At 64.8% G+C, this 21134-nt stretch carries 19 protein-coding genes and 1 pseudogene; 17 read left to right on the forward strand and 3 right to left on the reverse strand.

Annotated elements, in window-relative coordinates:
* Positions 1 to 34: 34 nt before the first annotated feature.
* Both ACOI6Z_RS04245 and ACOI6Z_RS04250 read left to right on the forward strand, forming a co-directional pair.
* Positions 35 to 1357 carry an MFS transporter gene (locus ACOI6Z_RS04245; protein WP_232554056.1) on the forward strand — a complete coding sequence of 441 codons (1323 nt, stop codon included), beginning with the start codon at positions 35 to 37 and terminating at the stop codon, positions 1355 to 1357.
* Between the two features lie 15 nt (positions 1358 to 1372).
* Positions 1373 to 2209: a shikimate dehydrogenase family protein gene (locus tag ACOI6Z_RS04250; RefSeq protein WP_032453232.1), complete on the forward strand. Its 837-nt coding sequence runs from the start codon at positions 1373 to 1375 to the stop codon at positions 2207 to 2209.
* An 87-nt stretch (positions 2210 to 2296) separates the two neighbouring features.
* Here ACOI6Z_RS04250 and ACOI6Z_RS04255 read toward each other — a convergent pair whose 3' ends face one another.
* Positions 2297 to 3109: a DNA-binding transcriptional regulator gene (locus ACOI6Z_RS04255; RefSeq protein WP_048297725.1), complete on the reverse strand. Its 813-nt coding sequence runs from the start codon at positions 3107 to 3109 to the stop codon at positions 2297 to 2299.
* 177 nt (positions 3110 to 3286) lie between these two features.
* On the opposite strand from ACOI6Z_RS04255, the gene ACOI6Z_RS04260 reads away from it, so the two are divergent.
* The 8 genes from ACOI6Z_RS04260 to ACOI6Z_RS04295 all read left to right on the forward strand — a co-directional run bounded on the left by ACOI6Z_RS04260 (position 3287) and on the right by ACOI6Z_RS04295 (position 11649).
* Positions 3287 to 4951, forward strand: coding sequence for a bifunctional 3-(3-hydroxy-phenyl)propionate/3-hydroxycinnamic acid hydroxylase (locus ACOI6Z_RS04260; protein WP_104467213.1), 1665 nt, complete (start codon positions 3287 to 3289; stop codon positions 4949 to 4951).
* Position 4952: 1 nt separating this feature from the next.
* Positions 4953 to 5897 carry a 2,3-dihydroxyphenylpropionate/2,3-dihydroxicinnamic acid 1,2-dioxygenase gene (mhpB, locus tag ACOI6Z_RS04265; RefSeq protein ID WP_023290064.1) on the forward strand — a complete coding sequence of 315 codons (945 nt, stop codon included), beginning with the start codon at positions 4953 to 4955 and terminating at the stop codon, positions 5895 to 5897.
* Between the two features lie 17 nt (positions 5898 to 5914).
* On the forward strand, positions 5915 to 6781 hold the full coding sequence (gene mhpC / locus ACOI6Z_RS04270; RefSeq protein ID WP_217220007.1) for a 2-hydroxy-6-oxonona-2,4-dienedioate hydrolase: 867 nt from the start codon (positions 5915 to 5917) through the stop codon (positions 6779 to 6781).
* Between the two features lie 9 nt (positions 6782 to 6790).
* Positions 6791 to 7597, forward strand: coding sequence for a 2-keto-4-pentenoate hydratase (gene mhpD / locus ACOI6Z_RS04275; RefSeq protein ID WP_101989400.1), 807 nt, complete (start codon positions 6791 to 6793; stop codon positions 7595 to 7597).
* A complete protein-coding gene (gene mhpF, locus ACOI6Z_RS04280) occupies positions 7590 to 8540 on the forward strand; it encodes an acetaldehyde dehydrogenase (RefSeq protein ID WP_232554057.1) in 951 nt (316 codons plus the stop codon). The genes mhpD and mhpF overlap by 8 nt, the downstream gene beginning before the upstream one ends.
* Positions 8537 to 9553 carry a 4-hydroxy-2-oxovalerate aldolase gene (gene mhpE, locus ACOI6Z_RS04285; RefSeq protein ID WP_072419996.1) on the forward strand — a complete coding sequence of 339 codons (1017 nt, stop codon included), beginning with the start codon at positions 8537 to 8539 and terminating at the stop codon, positions 9551 to 9553. The genes mhpF and mhpE overlap by 4 nt, the downstream gene beginning before the upstream one ends.
* Positions 9554 to 9624: 71 nt before the next feature.
* On the forward strand, positions 9625 to 10821 hold the full coding sequence (gene mhpT / locus ACOI6Z_RS04290; RefSeq protein WP_232554058.1) for a 3-(3-hydroxy-phenyl)propionate transporter MhpT: 1197 nt from the start codon (positions 9625 to 9627) through the stop codon (positions 10819 to 10821).
* Positions 10822 to 10923: 102 nt separating this feature from the next.
* Entirely contained in the window at positions 10924 to 11649 is a 726-nt protein-coding gene (locus ACOI6Z_RS04295; RefSeq protein WP_023290058.1) for a polyphenol oxidase family protein, read from the forward strand.
* A 12-nt stretch (positions 11650 to 11661) separates the two neighbouring features.
* On the opposite strand, the gene ACOI6Z_RS04300 is transcribed toward ACOI6Z_RS04295, so the two are convergent.
* Both ACOI6Z_RS04300 and ACOI6Z_RS04305 read right to left on the reverse strand, forming a co-directional pair.
* A complete protein-coding gene (locus tag ACOI6Z_RS04300; RefSeq protein WP_232554059.1) occupies positions 11662 to 13242 on the reverse strand; it encodes a rhodanese homology domain-containing protein in 1581 nt (526 codons plus the stop codon).
* A gap of 5 nt (positions 13243 to 13247) precedes the next feature.
* Positions 13248 to 13850: a cysteine dioxygenase gene (locus ACOI6Z_RS04305; protein ID WP_232554060.1), complete on the reverse strand. Its 603-nt coding sequence runs from the start codon at positions 13848 to 13850 to the stop codon at positions 13248 to 13250.
* A 106-nt stretch (positions 13851 to 13956) separates the two neighbouring features.
* On the opposite strand from ACOI6Z_RS04305, the gene ACOI6Z_RS04310 reads away from it, so the two are divergent.
* The 7 genes and pseudogenes from ACOI6Z_RS04310 to ACOI6Z_RS04340 all read left to right on the forward strand — a co-directional run bounded on the left by ACOI6Z_RS04310 (position 13957) and on the right by ACOI6Z_RS04340 (position 21000).
* On the forward strand, positions 13957 to 14850 hold the full coding sequence (locus tag ACOI6Z_RS04310; protein WP_050533322.1) for a LysR family transcriptional regulator: 894 nt from the start codon (positions 13957 to 13959) through the stop codon (positions 14848 to 14850).
* A 144-nt stretch (positions 14851 to 14994) separates the two neighbouring features.
* Positions 14995 to 16090 (forward strand): annotated as a pseudogene (locus ACOI6Z_RS04315) (LLM class flavin-dependent oxidoreductase).
* Complete coding sequence (locus ACOI6Z_RS04320; protein ID WP_065881363.1) at positions 16077 to 17228, forward strand: acyl-CoA dehydrogenase family protein; 1152 nt, start codon at positions 16077 to 16079, stop codon at positions 17226 to 17228. The pseudogene ACOI6Z_RS04315 and the gene ACOI6Z_RS04320 overlap by 14 nt, the downstream one beginning before the upstream one ends.
* 5 nt (positions 17229 to 17233) lie before the next feature.
* On the forward strand, positions 17234 to 18208 hold the full coding sequence (locus tag ACOI6Z_RS04325; RefSeq protein WP_101867056.1) for an ABC transporter substrate-binding protein: 975 nt from the start codon (positions 17234 to 17236) through the stop codon (positions 18206 to 18208).
* Positions 18205 to 19242 carry an ABC transporter substrate-binding protein gene (locus ACOI6Z_RS04330; RefSeq protein WP_023290054.1) on the forward strand — a complete coding sequence of 346 codons (1038 nt, stop codon included), beginning with the start codon at positions 18205 to 18207 and terminating at the stop codon, positions 19240 to 19242. Before ACOI6Z_RS04325 ends, ACOI6Z_RS04330 begins: the two co-directional genes overlap by 4 nt.
* Complete coding sequence (locus tag ACOI6Z_RS04335; RefSeq protein ID WP_023290053.1) at positions 19223 to 20218, forward strand: ABC transporter permease; 996 nt, start codon at positions 19223 to 19225, stop codon at positions 20216 to 20218. Before ACOI6Z_RS04330 ends, ACOI6Z_RS04335 begins: the two co-directional genes overlap by 20 nt.
* A complete protein-coding gene (locus ACOI6Z_RS04340) occupies positions 20212 to 21000 on the forward strand; it encodes an ABC transporter ATP-binding protein (protein WP_050533327.1) in 789 nt (262 codons plus the stop codon). The genes ACOI6Z_RS04335 and ACOI6Z_RS04340 overlap by 7 nt, the downstream gene beginning before the upstream one ends.
* The last annotated feature ends 134 nt before the right edge of the window (positions 21001 to 21134 follow it).

The raw sequence follows: 21134 nt of genomic DNA on the forward strand, positions 1-21134 counted from the left end.
ACAACACCCTCTGTACCCGAGACAGGAACCGACTATGAGCTCATATAGCCCTAACCCGACGGCCGCCGCCCAGCCAGCCGTCACCGCGCGCCGCTCCCGGCGGCGCATCGGCATTCTTGCGCTGCTGGCCATCGGCACCATGATCAACTACCTCGATCGCACCGTGCTGGGGATCGCCGCCCCAAAGCTGACCGGTGAGCTGGGGATCGACCCTGCGCTCATGGGGATCCTCTTCTCCGCTTTCGCCTGGACCTACGCTCTGGCGCAGATCCCCGGCGGGCTGTTTCTCGACCGTTTTGGCAACAAAGTGACCTATTTTCTGTCGCTGACCCTGTGGTCGCTGTTTACCCTGTTCCACGGCATGGCGGTGGGGCTGAAGACGCTGCTGCTGTGCCGTTTCGGGCTTGGCGTCAGCGAAGCGCCGTGCTTTCCGGTGAACAGCCGGGTGGTCAGCGCCTGGTTCCCGCAGCAGGAGCGCGCGAAGGCCACGGCGGTGTACACCGTGGGGGAATACCTCGGGCTGGCCTGCTTTGCCCCGCTGCTGTTCTGGATCATGGACGGCTTCGGCTGGCGGGTGCTGTTCGTCAGCGTCGGCGTGGTCGGCATTCTGTTCGCCCTGGTGTGGTGGCGCTGCTACCGCGAACCGCATGAAGACCCTCGTCTCAGCCAGCAGGAGCGCGAGCATATCGAAAACGGCGGCGGCCTGAGCGCCCCAGCCGACCAGCAGGTGGCGTTCAGCTGGCCGCTGGTCCGCCAGCTGCTGAGCAAACGTCAGATCATCGGCGCCAGTATCGGCCAGTTTGCCGGCAACACGGTGCTGGTATTCTTTCTTACCTGGTTTCCCACCTGGCTGGCCACCGAACGCCATATGCCGTGGCTGAAGGTCGGTTTCTTTTCCATCCTGCCGTTTGTCGCCGCCGCCGGCGGGGTGATGTTTGGCGGCTGGATCTCCGACAAGCTGCTTAAAGCCACCGGGTCGGCCAACCTGGGGCGTAAGCTGCCGATCGTCGCCGGCCTGCTGATGGCCAGCTGCATCATCTCCGCCAACTGGCTGCAGAGCGACCTGTCGGTGATCCTGGTGATGTCGTTTGCCTTTTTTGGCCAGGGGATGGTGGGCCTCGGCTGGACGCTGATCTCCGACATCGCCCCGAAGGGGCTGGGCGGGCTCACCGGCGGCCTGTTCAACTTTTGCGCCAACCTCGCGGGGATCCTCACCCCGCTGGTGATCGGCTTTATCGTCGCCGGGTTCGGCAATTTCTTCTACGCGTTGATCTACATCGGCGGCGCCGCGCTGCTGGGCGTGGCGGCCTATCTGTTTATCCTCGGCGACGTCAAACGTATCGAGTTATCGCAGTAAGCAAAGGAGCAAGGCATGGTGATTAGTGGGAATACGCGGCTGATAGCGCATCTTGGCTATCCGACCGCCAGTTTTAAGGCGCCGATGATCTACAACCCGTGGTTTGTCGACCAGCAGGTGGACGTGAAGGTGGTGCCAATGGGCGTCAGGCCGGAGGACTATGCCGCGTTTATTCCGCCGCTGTTTACGATGACCAATATCATCGGCGCGCTGGTGACGATGCCGCATAAAATCGCCACCTGCGATCTGGTGCAACGCCTGAGCCCGACGGCGGCTATCGCCGGCGCCTGCAACGCCATCCGTCGCGAGGCGGACGGCAGCCTCTCCGGGGACATGTTCGATGGCGACGGCTTTGTGCTGGGCCTGCGCCGTAAGGGATTTCAGCCTGAGGGGACGCGGGCGCTGGTGGTCGGCAGTGGCGGGGTGGGGTCGGCTATCGCCGCCTCCCTTGCGGCGGCAGGGGTCAGCGCCCTGACCCTGTACGATACCCGTCCCGAGGTGGCGCACGCTCTCGCTGGACGGCTGCATCAGCACTATCCACAGCTCGATATCACTCTGATGCAGCACGATCCTGCCGGACACGAGCTGGTGGTCAACGCCACGCCGCTGGGGATGAAGGTCAGCGATCCGCTACCGCTGGACGTTGACCGTCTGGCGCCAGGCACCTGGGTGGGGGAGGTGGTGATGACCCAGGAGTATACTCCGCTGCTGAGAGCCGCCCAGGCGCGACAGTGCCACATCCAGCGCGGGACCGACATGCTGTTTGAAATGATCCCTGCCTATCTGCGCTTTTTCGACCTGCCGGTAGCCACCCCAGAACAGCTGCGGGCGCTGGCGGAAATTCGCTACTGACGCGACGCCCCTCCGGCCGCACCGCGCAGTGTGGCCGGGTTTATCATCACGTTATCTGCAGGCGGTTTCTCACACGCCAGCGGACGTTCAGGGCATTTCGTACCACACTTCTTCATCCTCCATGCGGGCTTCTATCTGACCCGCCACCCTCTGCAGCGCGGAGAGATGCTTCAGCGCCGCCTGCTCAATGGTCATGGCGCTGGCGATATAGACCAGGTTGAGGCAGCCGATGACCCGCTGCTGGCTGCAGACCGGCACGGCGATAGAGGCGATTTTCTCCTCCTGCCGCCAGCCGCGGAAATTTTCGCCATAGCCGTTCTGGCGGGTGCGGGCGAGGATCGCCGCCAGCCGTTCCGGTTCGCGAGCCAGCTGATACTCCGCTTCCGGACGGGCGGCGAGCATGCTGAGAATGGCGTCGCGCTCCGCGTCGGGGGCAAAGGCCAGCCACGTCAGACCGGAGGCGGTGAGCAGCAGCGGCAGCCGCCGTCCGACCATCGCCCTGTGAAACGACAGCCGACTGAAGCGGTGGGTGGTTTCGCGCACCACCATGGCGTCGACGTCGAGGGTGGTGATATCCGTCGGCCACTGGACCTCGCGCAGCAGCTCCCCGAGCAGCGGCGTGGCGAGGGCAGAAATCCAATGTTCGTCACGAAATCCGTCGCTCAGCTGGCGGACGTTAATGGTCAGACGAAAGCTGTCATCGGAGCGGCTGCGGCGGACAAAACCTTCCTCCTGCAGCGTCTCCAGCAGCCGGCGCACGGTGGTGCGATGCAGGCCGCTAAACTCCGCCAGCAGGCCGGGCGTCGCGCCGCCGTCGAATTTATTTAACAATTTTAATAACAATAAACCCCGGCTTAATCCGCGCACCGTTTTGTACTCAGTGGCCCCATCATCACGCATAAATCCTTCCTTAAAATGCTTTATAAACAGCGATGTGCACCTGGTGCACATTCAGCGATGTTTTGATTGTAGCCGAAAACACCCGCCCTATACTCAGCCCATTATAAAAATACGTTTACACATGATTAACAAATTGCCTGTCAGCCGGGCAGTTTCCGAGTCGTGAGGTCGCTGAGAATGACAACATCTACACCCGATATTCAACCCGCCGTGCAACATACCGCCCAGGTCGCCATCGCCGGCGCCGGTCCGGTAGGCCTGATGATGGCCAACTACCTTGGCCAGATGGGCATCAGCGTGCTGCTGGTGGAAAAGCTCGACAAACTGATCGATTACCCGCGGGCCATCGGTATTGACGATGAATCGCTGCGGGCGATGCAGGCGGTGGGGCTGGTGGATGACGTGCTGCCGCACACCACCCCGTGGCACGCCATGCGCTTTCTGACCCCGAAGGGCCGCTGCTTTGCCGACATCCAGCCGATGACCGATGAGTTTGGCTGGTCGCGGCGCAATGCCTTTATTCAGCCGCAGGTGGATGCGGTGATGTATCACGGCCTGCAGCGTTTCCCGCAGGTCCGTTGCCTCTTCTCCCGCGAGGTGGAAGCCTTTAGCCAGAGCAGTGACGGTGTCACGTTAAATATCAAAGGACCGGACGGCGAGCGGGAGACGGTGCGCGCTGACTGGCTGGTGGCCTGCGACGGCGGCGCCAGCTTTATTCGCCGCACGCTGAACGTCCCTTTCGAAGGCAAGACCGCGCCGAACCAGTGGATCGTCATCGATATCGCCAACGATCCGCTGGCCACCCCGCACGTCTACCTGTGCTGCGACCCGGTGCGGCCCTACGTTTCCGCCGCGCTGCCCCACGGCGTGCGCCGCTTTGAATTTATGGTGATGCCCGGGGAAACCGAAGCCCAGCTCAGCGAGCCGCACAATATGCGCCGTCTGCTGAGCAAAGTGCTGCCGGACCCGGATCGCGTCGAGCTGATCCGCCAGCGGGTCTACACCCATAACGCGCGCCTTGCCGAGCGCTTTCGCATTGACCGGGTGCTGCTGGCCGGCGACGCCGCGCATATCATGCCGGTCTGGCAGGGCCAGGGATACAACAGCGGCATGCGTGACGCCTTCAACCTGGCGTGGAAGCTGGCGCTGGTGGTCAACGGCAAAGCGGGAGAGGCGCTGCTTGACAGCTACCAGCAGGAGCGTCGCGACCACGCGAAGGCGATGATTGATCTGTCGGTCACCGCCGGTCACGTGCTGGCGCCGCCGAAGCGCTGGCAGGGCGCGGCGCGCGATGGCCTCTCCTGGCTGCTGAACTACCTGCCGCCGGTGAAACGTTACTTCCTCGAAATGCGCTTTAAGCCGATGCCGCAGTATCGCGAGGGGGCGCTGCTGACCGACGGCGCAGGCAAAGCCTCGCCGGTGGGCAAAATGTTTATTCAACCGCAGGTGACGCTGGAGAACGGCGAGAGTCTCCTGCTCGATGAGGTTATCGGGGCGAATTTCGCCATTATCGGCTGGGGCTGCAACCCGCAGTGGGGGCTCGACGCCGGGCAGATCGCCCGCTGGCGCGCGACAGGGGTGCGCTTTATCCAGGTCGTGCCGGAGGTGCAGATCCATCGCGAGCAGGATAACGCCCCGGGCACGCTGCGGGTGGGGGATAAGCAAAACCGTCTGAAGAGCTGGTTTGCGCAACATAACACCGCCATCGCCGTGGTCAGGCCGGACCGCTTTGTCGCCGCTCTCGCTATCCCGCAAACCCTCGGCGCGCAGCTGACCGCCCTGGCGGAAAAAATGACCCTTGCGGCCGGGGATACCGGCCACGCTGAAGAGAAGGTGGCCTGATATGCATGCCTATTTACACTGTCTGTCGCACACCCCGCTGGTGGGATTCGTTGACCCGGAGCAGGCGGTCCTCGATGAGGTGAACGGGGTGATTGCCGACGCCCGGCGGCGGATCGCTGAATTCGATCCCGAGCTGGTGGTGCTCTTCGCCCCCGATCACTACAACGGTTTTTTCTATGACGTGATGCCGCCGTTCTGCCTGGGCGTCGGCGCCACCGCCATCGGCGACTTCGCCAGCGCCGCCGGCGACCTGCCGGTGCCCACCGAGCTGGCGGAAGCCTGCGCCCACGCCGTGATCAACAGCGGTATCGACCTGGCGGTGTCGTACAACATGCAGGTGGACCATGGCTTCGCCCAGCCGCTGGAGTTTTTGCTGGGTGGGCTGGATCGCCTGCCGGTGCTGCCGGTGTTTATTAACGGCGTCGCCGCGCCGCTGCCGGGCTTTCAACGCACCCGGCTGCTGGGCGAGGCGATGGGCCGCTTCCTCAACACCCTCAATAAGCGGGTGCTGATCCTCGGCTCTGGCGGGCTTTCGCACCAGCCGCCGGTGCCGGAGCTGGCGAAGGCGGACGCCCATCTGCGCGACCGCCTGCTCGGCAGCGGCAAACAGCTGCCGCCGGACGAACGCGAGCTGCGCCAGCAGCGGGTGATCAGCGCCGCCCGACGGTTTACCGAAGACCAGCGCTCGCTCCATCCCCTCAACCCGGTCTGGGACAACCGCTTTATGAGCCTGCTGGAGCAGGGGCGGCTGAGCGAACTGGACGCGATCGGCAACGACGAGCTGTCGGCGATGGCCGGCAAATCGACGCACGAAATTAAGACCTGGGTGGCCGCCTTTGCCGCGCTATCCGCTTTTGGCCGCTGGCGCAGCGAAGGCCGCTATTACCGGCCGATCCCCGAGTGGATCGCCGGATTCGGCTCGCTGAGCGCCACCACCGAGATTTGATTAACCGGGAGACTAACATGAGCTATCAACCGCAAACCGAAGACGCCACCAGCCGATTCCTCAACGTCGACGAGGGAGGCCGCACGCTGCGCATCCATATCAATGACTGCGGCGACGGGAAAGAGACCGTGGTGATGCTGCACGGCTCCGGGCCGGGGGCCACCGGCTGGGCCAATTTCAGCCGCAACATTGACCCGCTGGTCGAGGCGGGCTATCGCGTGCTGCTCCTGGACTGTCCGGGGTGGGGGAAGAGCGATTCGATCGTCAACAGCGGTTCGCGTTCGGATCTCAACGCCCGCATTTTGAAAAGCGTGGTCGATCAGCTGGGGATCGATAAAGTCCATCTGCTGGGCAACTCGATGGGCGGTCACAGCGCGGTGGCCTTCACCCTGAGCTGGCCGGAGCGGGTGGCGAAGCTGGTGCTGATGGGCGGGGGAACCGGCGGCATGAGCCTGTTCACGCCGATGCCGACGGAAGGCATCAAACTGCTGAACGCCCTGTACCGCGAGCCGACCATTGAAAACCTGAAGAAGATGATGAGCATTTTCGTCTTCGACACCCGTGACCTCACCGACGCGCTGTTCGAGGCGCGGCTGAACAATATGCTGTCGCGCCGCGACCATCTGGACAACTTCGTCAAGAGCCTCGAAGCCAACCCGAAACAATTCCCTGACTTTGGCCCGCGGCTCGGCGAGATCGCTGCGCCAACTCTGATCGTCTGGGGACGTAACGACCGCTTCGTGCCGATGGACGCCGGGCTGCGCCTGCTCGCCGGGATCGCCGACTCTGAGCTGCATATTTACCGCGACTGCGGCCACTGGGCGCAGTGGGAACATGCCGACAGTTTTAATCAGCTGGTGCTCAATTTCCTCGCACGAGCCTAAGGAGTGATGATGACTTTTTCTCTTGACGCGCTAGCGCAGCAGCTGCGCGACGCCGAACGGACCGGCCAGGCGATCGCCCCGCTGCGCGATATCCTCGGCGTCGACAACGCCGACGCCGCCTACGCCATCCAGCGCCTGAACGTTCAGCACCACGTGGCCCATGGCCGGCGGGTAGTGGGCCGCAAGGTGGGCCTGACCCATCCCAAAGTGCAGCAGCAGCTGGGGGTCAACCAGCCGGATTTCGGCACCCTGTTTGCCGACATGTGCTACGGCGACAACGCCGACGTGCCGTTTGGCCGCGTGCTGCAGCCGAAGGTGGAGGCCGAGATCGCCCTGGTGCTGAAACATGATCTGCCCCATGCCGATACCACTTTTGATGAACTGTATAACGCCATCGAATGGGTGCTGCCGGCGCTGGAGGTGGTGGGCAGCCGCATTCGCGACTGGTCAATCGGCTTTGTCGACACTGTCGCCGATAACGCCTCCTGCGGCCTGTACGTCATCGGCGGCCCGGCGCAGCGACCGGCGGGTCTGGATCTGAAAGCGTGCGCCATGCAGATGACCCGCAACCAGGAGCTGGTCTCCAGCGGCCGGGGCAGCGAGTGCCTGGGGCATCCGCTGAACGCCGCGGTGTGGCTGGCGCGCAAGATGGCCAGCCTCGGCGAACCGCTGCGGGCGGGGGATATCGTGCTGACCGGGGCGTTAGGCCCGATGGTGGCGATTAACGAGGGGGACAGCTTTGTCGCCCATATTGAAGGTATTGGCTCAGTCGCGGCACGCTTCGTCGCCGCTGGAGAAGGACATCGTGATGCGTAAACGTAAAGTCGCCATTATCGGCTCCGGGAATATCGGCACCGATTTAATGATTAAAATTCTGCGCCACGGCCAGCATCTGGAGATGGCGGTGATGGTCGGCATCGACCCGCAGTCGGATGGCCTGGCCCGCGCCCGGCGCATGGGCGTCGCGACCACCCACGAAGGGGTGGGCGGCCTGATGCAGATGGCGGAGTTTGCCGATATCGACTTTGTCTTCGACGCCACCAGCGCCGGCGCGCACGTCAAAAACGATGCCGCGCTGCGCGAAGCGAAGCCAGGGATCCGCGTCATCGACCTGACGCCGGCGGCGATTGGCCCGTACTGCGTGCCGGTGGTCAACCTTGCGGCCAATCTCCACCAGGGAAACGTCAATATGGTGACCTGCGGCGGGCAGGCCACTATCCCGATGGTCGCCGCGGTCTCGCGGGTGGCGAAGGTGCATTACGCGGAGATCGTGGCCTCCATCGCCAGTCAATCCGCCGGGCCGGGGACGCGAGCGAATATTGACGAATTCACTGAAACCACCTCGCAGGCGATTGAAAAGGTCGGCGGCGCGGGCAAGGGCAAGGCGATTATCGTGCTGAACCCGGCGGAGCCGCCGCTGATGATGCGCGATACCGTGTATGTGCTGAGCGAGATGGCGTCCCAGGAGGCGATTGCCGCCTCGATCGCCGAGATGGCGGCGGCGGTGCAGGCTTACGTGCCTGGCTACCGGCTGAAGCAGCAGGTGCAGTTTGAGGTTATCCCCGAGGATAATCCGGTCAACCTGCCCGGCGTGGGCCGTTTTTCCGGACTGAAAACCGAGGTTTACCTCGAAGTGGAAGGGGCGGCGCACTATCTGCCGGCGTACGCCGGCAACCTCGATATTATGACCTCGGCGGCGCTGGCGACGGCGGAGCAAATGGCCGGGGCAATGAACAGCGCGGCGGGAGCGACAGCATGAACGGTAAAAAACTCTACATTTCGGATGTGACGCTGCGCGATGGTATGCATGCGATTCGTCACCAGTATTCCCTGGCGCAGGTGCAGCAGATTGCCGGCGCGCTGGATAAGGCGGGGGTGGACTCCATCGAAGTCGCCCACGGCGATGGGCTACAGGGATCGAGCTTCAACTACGGCTTTGGCGCCCACAGCGATATCGCCTGGATTGAAGCGGCGGCGGAGGTGGTCAGCCAGGCGAAAATCGCCACCTTGCTGCTGCCGGGCATCGGCACCCTGCACGACCTGAAAGCCGCATATCAGGCCGGGGCGCGGGTGGTGCGGGTCGCCACCCACTGCAGCGAAGCGGACGTCGCGGCGCAGCATATTGCCTTTGCCCGCGAGCTGGGGATGGACACCGTCGGTTTTCTGATGATGAGCCATATGATCTCCCCGCAGGCGCTGGCGCAGCAAGCGCTGAAGATGGAATCCTATGGGGCGACCTGCATCTACGTGGTGGATTCCGGCGGGGCGATGAACATGAACGACATTCGCGATCGCTTCCGCGCGCTGAAGGCGGTGCTGAAGCCGGAGACCGCCACCGGGATGCATGCCCACCATAACCTGAGCCTCGGGGTGGCTAACTCTATCGCCGCGGTGGAAGAGGGCTGCGACCGGATCGACGCCAGCCTGGCCGGGATGGGGGCGGGGGCGGGCAATGCGCCGCTGGAGGTGTTTATTGCCGCCGCCGACAAGCTCGGCTGGCGGCATGGCACCGACCTCTACGCGCTGATGAATGCCGCCGACGAGCTGGTGCGGCCGCTGCAGGACCGCCCGGTGCGCGTCGACCGCGAAACGCTGGCGCTGGGCTACGCCGGGGTCTACTCCAGCTTCCTGCGCCACAGCGAAGCGGCGGCGGCGCGCTATGGCCTCAGCGCGGTGGATATTCTCGTCGAGCTGGGCAAACGGCGGATGGTCGGCGGCCAGGAGGATATGATCGTCGACGTCGCGCTGGATCTGCTTAACCGCCAAAAATAACAACGGGCGGCTGACCATGCATCAGCCGCCCATCACCTGCTCCGTTTGTCCGGATATCGCAAAGGTACCCTATGACCAAGATAACGACCGCAAACTCCTCGCGCCTGGTGGTCACCATCGGGCTCTGTTTTATGGTGGCCCTGATGGAGGGGCTGGATCTGCAGGCGGCGGGGATCGCCGCCGTCGGCATGGCGCAGGCCTTTGCGCTGGATAAAATGCAGATGGGCTGGATCTTCAGCGCCGGGATCCTCGGCCTGCTGCCCGGCGCGCTGGTGGGCGGCATGCTGGCGGACCGCCACGGGCGCAAACGCATCCTGCTGGGCTCGGTGCTGCTGTTTGGCCTGTTCTCGCTGGCCACCGCGGTGGCCTGGAGCTTCCCGACGCTGCTGCTGGCGCGCCTGCTCACCGGCGTCGGGCTGGGGGCGGCATTGCCGAACCTGATTGCCTTAACCTCGGAAGCCGCTGGCCCGCGTTTTCGCGGCCGGGCGGTGAGCCTGATGTACTGCGGGGTGCCCATTGGCGCCGCGCTGGCGGCGGCGCTGGGGTTCTTTGGCCTCGTCGCGGCCTGGCAGACCATCTTCTGGATTGGCGGCGTGGTTCCGCTGCTGCTGATCCCGCTGCTGATGCGCTGGCTGCCGGAATCGCAGGCGTTTCAACGCGTGGAGGCCAGCGTGCCGCTGCGCACCCTGTTTGCCCCGGGGCATGCCGCCCCCACGCTGCTGCTGTGGCTGGGCTATTTCTTCACTCTGCTGGTGGTCTATATGCTGATCAACTGGCTGCCGATGCTGCTGGTAGGCCAGGGATTCAGCGCCAGCCAGGCGGCGGGGGTGATGTTCTCTCTGCAGATCGGCGCCGCCTGCGGCACCCTGCTGCTGGGGGCGCTGATGGATAAGCTTACTCCGTTGCGCATGTCGCTGCTGATATACAGCGGCATTCTGGCGTCGCTGCTGGCGCTGGGCAGCGCATCGTCGCTGAGCGGGATGCTGCTGGCGGGGTTTGTCGCCGGGCTGTTCGCCACCGGCGGCCAGAGCGTGCTCTACGCGCTGGCGCCGCTCTTCTATCCCGCGGCGATCCGCGCCACCGGGGTCGGCACCGCCGTGGCGGTGGGACGCCTGGGGGCGATGAGCGGTCCGCTGCTGGCCGGCAAGATGCTGGCCCTCGGCACCGGCACCGTCGGGGTGATGGCGGCCTCAGCGCCGGGCATTGTGCTGGCCGGCGTGGCGGTATTCTGGCTGATGCATCGCCAGCAGCGCGCGGCCATTGTCTGAAGCCTGTCCGGCGGTCCGGCGAAAAAATGCCGGGCCGCCGCCTTGCCTCTGCGCGTGCCCTGGCCTAAGGTAAGACATCATTCTCTGTCGCTTATCGTCTCTATGGCTTACCGCTCCCGCTTACTCGACGCTATCCCTGGCATCCGCCACGCGTTTCTCGATGTCCACGAAACCGCCGCCTTTCCCTATGCCGAAATGGCGCCGGTGAAGCTGGTCCATGGCAATGAGGTTCATCATTATCAGCAGCCGCTGCCGACGCGCCCGCATGCCGACGCGGTGTTTACCGCCGTCGCCGGGCAAAAGGTGGGGGTGGTAACCGCCGACTGCCTGCCGATACTGATCGCCTCGCGCGACGGTCGCTTCATCTGCAGCGTGCATGCCGGCTGGCAGGGGCTGGCCAGCGGCATTATCGACAACAGTCTGGCGACTTTTCGCCAGCAGGGGGCGGCGCTGGCCGATCTGGTCATCGCCGTGGGGCCGCATATTCACCCTTGCTGTTACGAAGTCTCCGCCGGATTTTATCAGCAACTGCTGGACCAGCCCGGCGGTGACCGGGTGGCCCGGCACCGCCAGCGGCTGTTCCATTCCCGTTCTGGCCCGGTCAGCGATCCGCTCAAAGCCGCGGCGCGCGGCAGCGATAATCTGTGGTTTGATCTGCGCGCTTTCGCTGAGGCGATCTTCGCAGAGGCGGGGGTGGCGTCAACGAGCGTTGAATGGCTGGGGAGCTGCACCTATTGCACGCCGCAGTCGCTGGGCTCCTACCGGCGCCGGACCCATTTTCCGGCGCCGAAGAGCTTTCAGTACTCGTGGATCATGCGTGAGGCCTGAGTCGCGCTGGCGTTAGATCACCTGAAAACCGTGGGTGCCGTCGCGGGCCAGCTGATCCACCAGGCCGTACTCCCACTCCAGATAGGCCTGCATGGCCTCTGCGGAATTATCGGTCCCTTCATAGGGACGGCGATAGCGGTCCCGGCGCTCGACAGCGAGGCCGGCGTCGCCATGGGCCAGCGGCAGATCGGCGGCGATCCACGCCAGCGTCCCGCCGCGCAATACCTGTACCGGCTTACCGGTTAAGGCCGCCACCTCGGGCACCGCGTAGCGGGCCAGCAGGCTGCTGCCGCAGGTCACCACGTAACGTTGAGCGGGAGGGATCGCTTCCAGGGCCTGGCGCAGCTGCGAGCGCGTCAGCCACCACGCGCCGGGGATATGGCGGGCGACAAAGTTGGCGCTGGTGGTGAAATCGAGCACCACCGTACCGGGGTCGTCCAGCTGTTGCGCCAGCTGCGCCGGGCTTATCTCCTCCGCCTGCGGGGCGGGGGGCACTTCGGCGGCTGGTACCCCGCGCTCGCTCAGCTGGCTGGCCGACAGGGCGTTCAGCCGCGCCGTCTCCCAGCCCATCTGCGCCAGCCACGAGCCGGTTATCGCCGCCCGGACGCCATCGTCATCCAGTAGCACGATTCGCGCCCCTCGTACGCTGGCGAAGTGATCGGTCTCCTGCACCAGCTGGCCGCCTGGCGCGCTCAGGCTGCCGGGATAGTGGCCCGCCGCGTACTCCTCAGGGCTGCGCACATCAAACAGGAAGGTGGTGCGGTCGCTCTGCTGCAGCCAGCGTTGCAGGGTCGCCTCATCGATGACCGCCACCCCGGCCCGTTCGGCGAGATGCGCCACCTCGGCGGCCCGGGCGCCAGAGGCGCGGGCGGAGGGATCGTATTGCCGCTGCTGCTGGTGCGCCAGCGTCTGGCCGGCCAGCGTCCAGCCGATAGTGCCATTGCGCAGGGCATGGACCGGGTTCGGCACGCCGGCGTTGATCAGCGACTGGGTGCCGATGATGCTGCGGGTGCGTCCGGCGCAGTTGACGATCACCGGCGTTTGCGGGGAGGGCGTCAGGCTCTCCACCCGCAGGGCCAGCTCGCCGCCGGGCACGCTGATGCTGCCGGGGATGCTCATGGTCTGGTACTCGTCGAAGCGCCGGGCGTCGACGATCACCACCTCCTGTCGGCTGTCGATGAGCGCCTGAACCTCCCGGGCGCTGAGCGACGGCGTGTGACGCACGCTTTCCACCAGCTCGCCAAAGGCTTTACTGGCGGAGTTGACGTCCTGAAACAGCTCGCCGCCGCTGCGGCGCCAGCCGGCGAGACCCTCGGCCAGCAGGGCCACATCCTGATAGCCCCAGGTCCGCAGTCGTTCGACGGCGATCTCCGCCAGCCCTTCGCCATTGTCGTAGACGGTGATCGGGGTGGTGAAGCGCGGTATCCGCCGGCGCACCTCCAGCTCCAGTTTGCTGAGCGGCACATTGACGGCAAACAGCGGATGAGCGGTGGCGAAATCGGCCTCTTCACGGACGTCGATGAGCGCCAGTTCACGACGGTCGAGCAGCGCCTGGCGGATCCCGGCGGCCTGTCGGTAAGCGTAAGTGGACATAATGGTTATCCTTGGTGTTCGCGGGAGGGATCCCAGATGTTGGGCACATGGCGGTTGGCGTAGCCGGAGATAAACGGTTTTTGCTGGCCTTCCGGGGTATACACCGCGCGCTTCACCGCGCCGATGTTGCCGCCGTAAACATGAATGCTGATGGAGACGCGATCCGCCAGCGCATTGCTGACGCGATGAATATCGCCATCGTCAACGGAGACTTTCTCCACCTGGCCTGCCTGCAGGAGCGTCGCGGCGCCCAGCGGCCGCGGTATGCCGTCTGCTTCCAGCTGGTAGCGTTGATTCTCCTCTGCGCCGCGCAGCATACCAATGGCCCCCCATACCCGGTGGTCATGGATCGGCGTCGCCTGTCCCGGCCCCCAGACGAAGCTGACGATCGAGAAGCGCTCCCCGGAGTCGGCATGCAGCAGATACTGCTGGTAATGGTGCGGGTGCGGCAGGGTGTACTCTTCTGGCAGCCAGTCGTCGTGACGTACCAGCGCCGCCAGCCGTTGGGCCACGGCGTCAAGCAGCGGCGCGGTCTGGTGGTGTTCACGGTGCAGGCGATCAACCTCATGAATAAAATGGCGTAATTTTTCCAGTCGTGGTCCAGTCATGTGCGGTTCCTGTCAGAGGGACTGGTCAAAACGCTAACAGAGGCGTTAATATTATTTAAATGCAATTTACGCATATATTAATATGCAAATTACACATAAGGATCCTATGCGCATCGACGATATTGACGCTCTGCTGGCCACGGTGCAGTTTTCTTCCCTTAATCAGGCGGCGGACTATCTGGGGATCACCCAGTCGGCTATCACCCGGCGCCTGCAGCGTCTGGAGCAGGAGCTGAACGTCACGCTGTTGGCGCGTCAGACCCGCCCGCTGACCCTGACCGCCGCCGGTCAGCGGGTGTACGAGCAGTGCCTGAGCATTAAGCGCGAGACGAAAAAGCTTTACAGCCTGTTGGATCCGGAAGGCGAGCCGCGCGGCGCGCTGCGTCTCGGTGTACCGCAGAGTATCAGCGAGATCGCGCTGCCGGCGGCGCTGGCGGCGCTGAGCCAGCAGTTTCCCGCACTGTCCCCGCAGGTCGCCTGCGGCTGGAGCGGAGAGCTGCAGCGTCGGCTGGAAAACGGCGAACTGGATGGCATGCTGGCGATGGGCCCCGCCCAGCAGACCCTCGCCGAGGGCTACAGCGGGCGGCTGCTGTGTCCCCTGGAGGTGGTGCCGATTGCCGCCCGGCGTCTGAATCTGCGGGCGTCGTCGCTGCGGGAGTGCGTCGAACAGGGCTGGATCCTTAACCCCGATGGCTGTGGACTACGCGCCGGGCTCATCCGCGAGCTGCAAAGCCAGGGTCTGCGCCTGAAGCTTAACGTTGAGAGCGCGGGCGCCCAGCTGCAGATGGCGCTGGTGGCGCAGGGACTGGGGCTGGGGCTGGTGCCGCGGGCGGCGCTGGCGGCCAGCCCGTGGCGTGACGAGCTCGAGGTCGTCAACCTCAGCGACTTTCAGCCTGCGGTGTCGCTGTGGCTGATCCACGCCCGGTATCTGGCAAACTTGCAGTCGCCGCTGACCTTTTTCGCCAGCAAAGTGGTGCAGCAGCTGACAGTATCCGACTGAAAGCATTATGTATTTTTGTTTAATGCCAGTCTTGCATATTAAGATATGATAAAAATGCATTTTGTTCATTAACACACCCTGTATAGGGTAATGACCAGCGCCGCCGTCGCGGCCACTCCATTACCCTGACGCAAGGAGTTGTTCATGAGCATTCAGTTTCTCGGCATGATTGGCCATCGCCTCTCTTCCGAAACGATTGCCCCGGTGGGGCCGATCTTTGACCGCGACTATATCGTTCGCTTTGCGCAAACCCATGAAGCCGCCGGGTTCGATCGCCTGCTGGTGGGTCACTGGTCCGATCAACCCGACGGCTTTCTGGTGACCGCCCTGGCCGGACTGTCGACGCAGAAAATTCAGTACCTGCTGGCCCATCGCCCCGGTTTTGTCTCGCCGACCCTTGCCGCGCGCAAATTCGCCACCCTTGAGCATCTGCTGGGGGGCCGGCTGGCGGTGCATATCATCAGCGGCGGCAATGACGCCGAGCAGCGCCGGGACGGCGATTACCTCGATCACGACCAGCGCTATGCCCGCACCGACGCCTTCCTTGACGTCGTACGCCGGGTGTGGACCAGTGAGCAGCCGGTAGATATTCACAACGATTTTTATCAGGCCGAACAGGCCTGGTCAGCCATTCGTCCGCTGCAAAAGCCGCATCTTCCCATCTACTTCGGCGGTTCGTCGGAAGCGGCCATCGCTGTCGCCGGCAAACACGCCGACGTCTTCGCCCTGTGGGGCGAGTCGCTGGCGCAAACCGGCGAGACCATCCAGCGCGTGCGCGCCGAAGCGGCGAAACACCAGCGTGATATTGGCTTCAGCGTCTCGTTCCGGCCGATTATCGCCGACAGCGAAGCCGAGGCCTGGGAGAAAGCCGAGCATATCTTGCACGTCGCCACCGAGCAGGCGGCGCAGCGCGGGGGCGGGTTCAAGGCCAAACCGGACAGCATCGGCGCCCAGCGGCTGCGGGCCACCGCCGCGCAGGGCAGAGTGGTGGACAAACGCCTGTGGACCGGCATCGCCCAGCTGGTGGGCGGCGGGCATAACTCCACCGCGCTGGTAGGCACCCCGGAGCAGGTGGCCGATGCGCTGCTCGACTACTACGACCTCGGGGTGCGCAACTTCCTGATCCGCGGATTCGACCCGCTGAACGATGCGGCAGACTACGGCCGGGCGCTGCTGCCGATCGCTCGTGAAAAAGCCGCGCGTCGTGCGGTGGCGGAGCGCGCATCGTGATCCATCCTGAGCGCGACGACTGGGCGCAGCAGCTGACGGCGGTACGCCAACAGATGGCGGAGCAGGCGGCCAGTCTTGACGCCAGCGGCGACTTTCCCTGGCGCAATATCGACCCGCTGCGCGCGGGGGGCTGGTTAAGCCTCGCCGTGCCGCGTGCTTACGGCGGGGCGGGCGCCAGCCTGGCCCAGCTGCAGCAGGCCATCGCCGCCATCGCCTGGGGTGAGCCGGCGACGGCGCTGATCGTCTGCATGCAGTATCTGCACCATTTGCGGCTGGCGGAAAACGACGCCTGGCACGCGCCGCTGCGCCAGCAGGTTTTTCATGATGCCGTCGAACACGGCGGCCTGATCAACAGTCTGCGCGTTGAGCCGGATCTGGGCTCCCCGGCGCGCGGCGGCCTGCCGGACACCGTGGCGAGCCGCCGCGCGGACGGCTGGGACATCAACGGCCATAAAATCTATACCACCGGCATTGAAGGGCTGCGCTGGCTGGCGGTTTGGGCGAGAAGCGATGAGAACCCGCCGCGGGTGGGCACCTGGCTGGTGCCTGGCGACAGCCCGGGGATTAGCGTGGTGAAAAGCTGGGATCACGCCGGGATGCGGGCTACCGGCAGCCATGAGGTGATTTTTCGCCACGTGCGGGTGGCGGCAGAGCATGCGGTGGATGTCTGGCCGGTCGATGCGCCACCCGCCGCTCAGGCGGAACCGTTGCGCCTGTTCGCCAACCGACAGACGGCATTGCTGGCGGCGATCTATGACAGCATCGCCCGCGCCGCTCACGACTGGCTGGTGAGGTGGCTGGCGGGGCGGGTGCCCGCGGGTCTCGGCCATCCGCTTTCCCGCCTGCCGCGGGTGCAGGAGAAGGTCGGGCAGATCGCCGAACTGCTGTTGGTTAACCGCAGCCTGCTGGAGCAGGCCGCTGCGCTGCGCTTTTCCGCCATTGAGGCCAACCTGGCGAAAGTCACTATCACCGACAACGCCATTCAGGCGGTGAATATCGCGCTCGAGCTGACCGGCAATCATGGCCTCAGCCGACAAAACCCGCTGGAACGCCACTACCGCAATGTGCTCTGCGGCCGGGTGCATACCCCGCAGAGCGACAGCGCCTGGCTGGCAGCCGGCCACTTCGTCTTTCAATCACAAGGATAATCACGATGCGTCTATCATTCTCAGGCCGGGTGGCGGCAGCGCTGATGCTGCTGGCGCTGGGCGGTTACGCGACGGCGCAGGAGCGGCTTACCCTGCGCATCGCCGATCAAAAAGGCGGCATGCGTTCGCAGCTGGAGGCGGCCAACGCCCTGCAAAACCTCCCCTACGACATTAAGTGGGCCGAATTTCCGGCCGCCGCGCCGCTGGCGGAAGCCCTTAACGCTGGCGCGGTGGACGCGGGGATCATCGGCGATGCGCCGCTGCTCTTCGCCCTGGCTAACGGCGCGCCGGTAAAAGCGATCGCCGTGGACAAAAGCAACCCGGCGGGGACCGCGGTGCTGGTTTCTCCCGGCAGCGCGATAAAAACCGCCGCCGGGTTAAAAGGCAAGCGCATTGCCACGGGTAAAGGGTCGATTGGCCATTTCGTGGCGCTGAAAGCCCTCGAGCAGGCGGGGATTTCACCGAAGGAGGTGCAGTGGGTGTTCCTCGGTCCGGTGGACGCCAAAGTGGCGCTGCTTAACGGTTCGGTGGATGCCTGGGCGACCTGGGAGCCCTACACCACCCAGATGGTGAAGACCAACGAGGGGCAGATCCTGGTGAGCGGCAAAGGGCTGCTGCCGGGGAATACCTTCCTTGCGGCAACGGATTCAGCGCTTAACGACCCGAAAAAGCGCGCCGCGCTGCAGGATTATCTCCAGCGCCTGGCCGGCGCCGAACGCTGGGCCTACGCCAATCTCGACAGCTACGGCAAAACGCTGGGGGAGATCATCCGCTTCCCGGCGGAGATCGCCCGCGCGCAGTTTGCCAACCGCCAGTCGCAGTGGCAGTCGCTGGCGGAGGAAACGGTGACCCAGCAGCAGGCGACGGCGGACTTTTATCTCGCCAACGGCCTGATCCGCACCCGGCTGGACGTGAAGCCGACCTTTGACTCCAGCTTTAGCGTGCCCGCCGGGCCGGCCCACGCGGAGGTAACGCCATGACCCCGTCCGCTTTTTCCCGTCGACGTTTTTTACAGCTCAGCGGTGGCCTGGCGCTGGCCGGGGTTTCCCTGCCGCTGTGGGCTCACGATATGGCGGAGATGGCCAGCGGCGATGCTCATCCGGCGCTGCGCCTGCCGCAGCCGTACAAGATCAAGCTGGCGATCAACAAAAGCGCGGTTTGCCTCGCGCCGGTCGCCGTCGCCGAGCAGCAGAAGATTTTCAGTAAATATAACCTCGACGTTGAGTTTGTTAACTTCGGCAACTCCACCGATGTGCTGCTGGAGGCGATCGCCACCGGCAAGGCCGACGCCGGGGTGGGGATGGCGCTGCGCTGGCTGAAGGCGCTGGAGCAGGGCTTTGACGTCAAGCTCACCGCCGGGACCCATGGCGGCTGTCTGAACCTGCTGACGGCCAAAGCGTCTCCGTTCAACGGCCTTGAGAGCCTGAAAGGGCAAACCATCGGCGTCACCGACATGGCCGGACCGGATAAAAACTTCTTCGCCATCCTGCTTAAGCGCCACGGTATCGATCCGATAAGCGACGTGCAGTGGAAAGTCTACCCGGCGGATCTGCTCAGCGTGGCGCTGGATAAGCGCGAGATCGCCGCCATCAGCGGCAGCGAGCCGTTCAGCTATCGGCTGCTGGAGACCGGCAAGTATCAGCTGATCGCCAGCAATATGACCGGGGACTATGCCAATCTGAGCTGCTGCGTGCTGGGGGTGAGCGGGAGCCTGGCGCGGGATCATAAACCGGCCGCCGCGGCGCTCACCCAGGCAATCCTTGAAGCGCACAGCTATGCCGCCGAACACCCGGAAAGCGTGGCGCAATCTTTCCTCGCCCATGCGCTCAACACCAGTGAAGCGGAGGTAAGCGGCATTCTGCACGGACAGGGGCACGGCCACCACGCGGTGGGGGAGGCGTTCGTGAAAGAGCTGACGCAGTATGCGGTCGACCTGCAGCGGGTGCAGGTGATCAAACCGGGCACCGATCCCCATCAGTTTGCGGAGAGTATCTATGCCAACGTATTCGCCTGAGCAGGCGCTGGCGCGCCCAACCGGCCGCGCGCCGCTGTGGGGAGAAGGGCTGCTGGCCGCCGCGCTGTGGCTGATGGGCGGTCTGTTCACCCTGGCCTGGCCCGATGCCGGGCGGCGCTGGCCGTTTAGCGAGGGCTGGGCGCTGGCGCAGTTCGCCTTCGGCGGCGGCTTGCTGCTGCTGGCGCTGAGCTATCGCTACTGGCGAGCGCGCGGCGCGCGCGTGCTGCATGCCGGCAAGTGGCTGGCGCTGCTGCCGGTGCTGTTCGCTGCCTGGGAAGGGCTGACCGCCAAGAGCGGCGTGCTGCCGGTGCCGTTTTTCGCGCCGCCGCAGGCGCTGATTGAGGTGCTGCACGACGACTGGCCGCGTCTGCTCGACAGCCTGCTGCACTCCCTGGGGCTGCTGGGGCTTGGGGTGCTGCTCGGCACCAGCAGCGGGTTCGTCACCGGTCTGGCCATTGGCTGGTCGCAACGGATAGGCTACTGGGTCCATCCGGTGTTACGCCTGCTGGGGCCGGTGCCGTCCACCGCGCTGCTGCCGCTGTGCCTGTTTATCTTTCCGTCAAGCTTCGGCGCCAGCGTGTTTTTGATTGCGCTGAGCACCTGGTTCCCGGTCACGGTGCTGACCTGGTCCGGGGTCATCGGCATTGACAGGGCGTGGTACGACGTGGCGCGGACCCTCGGCGCCAGCCAGCGTTTCCTGATCCTGCGGGTAGCGATCCCCGCCGCGCTGCCGAACGTCTTTGTCGGCCTGTTTATGGGGCTTGGCGCGTCGTTTTCGGTGCTGATTGTGGCTGAAATGGTGGGGGTGAAGTCGGGGATCGGCTTTTACCTCCAGTGGGCCCAGGGCTGGGCGGCCTATCCCAATATGTACGCCGCGCTGCTGGTGATGGCCTTGCTGTGCTCCGGCCTGATCAGCGGATTATTTATGCTGCGCGATAAGCTGCTGAGCTGGCAGCGGGGAGGGATGCAATGGTAACCGCGACGTCAGGTTCGCAGACGATAGTGCGCGGCGCGGCGGTATCGATAAGCCATCTTCATCACGCGTTTACGCTCGGCAAACAGGCGGTGCCAGTGCTGGAGAATATCAGCCTGCAGCTGCGGCCAGGGGAAAGCGTGGCGCTGCTGGGCCCTTCCGGCTGCGGTAAATCCACCCTGCTGCGGCTGCTGGCCGGGCTGGAAGCGCCGCAGAGCGGACAGATGCAGTTCGACGGCGCGCCGCTCGGTGCTCCGGGGCCGGAGCGCATACTGGTGTTTCAGGACCCGACGCTCTATCCGTGGCTGACGGTGCGGCAGAACGTGCTGCTGGGCCCGCAGGCGCAGGGCAAAAGGGGGCTGGAAGCAAAGGCCGACGCGCTGATTGACCGCATCGGTCTGCAGGCCTTCAGCGAAGCGTGGCCGAGGCAGCTGTCAGGGGGGATGGCGCAGCGCGCCGCGCTGGCGCGCGCGTTGTTGAACGAGCCGCGCCTGCTGCTGCTCGACGAGCCGCTGGGCAAGCTTGACTCGCTGACCCGCATCAGCATGCAGCGGGAGCTGATCGCCCTCTGGCAGCAGCAGGGGTATACCAGCCTGCTGGTGACCCACGATATCGAAGAGGCGCTGCTGCTGTGCGAGCGGGTGCTGGTGATGTCGCCGCGTCCGGGGCGGATTATCGCCGAGTTCGCGCTGCCGCTGGCCTTTCCCCGCCACCGCGATAACCCGCAGCTGCTGCAGCATCGTCAGGATATATTGCGCATCCTCGGCCAGGAGGAGGACTGGTAGGGTAAACGCACTCCCCGGTGGCGGCTGCGACTTACCGGCCTGCGAACTCGAGGGGAAGGGGAAGGACCGCAGGCCGGTGCAAGCGCAGCGCCGCCCGGCAATGGACATCCGGCGCCATGCGCCACGATTTTGCC

The sequence above is a fragment of the Klebsiella sp. C239 genome (genome assembly GCF_048822715.1).
Taxonomy (GTDB): Bacteria; Pseudomonadota; Gammaproteobacteria; order Enterobacterales; family Enterobacteriaceae; genus Klebsiella; species Klebsiella quasipneumoniae.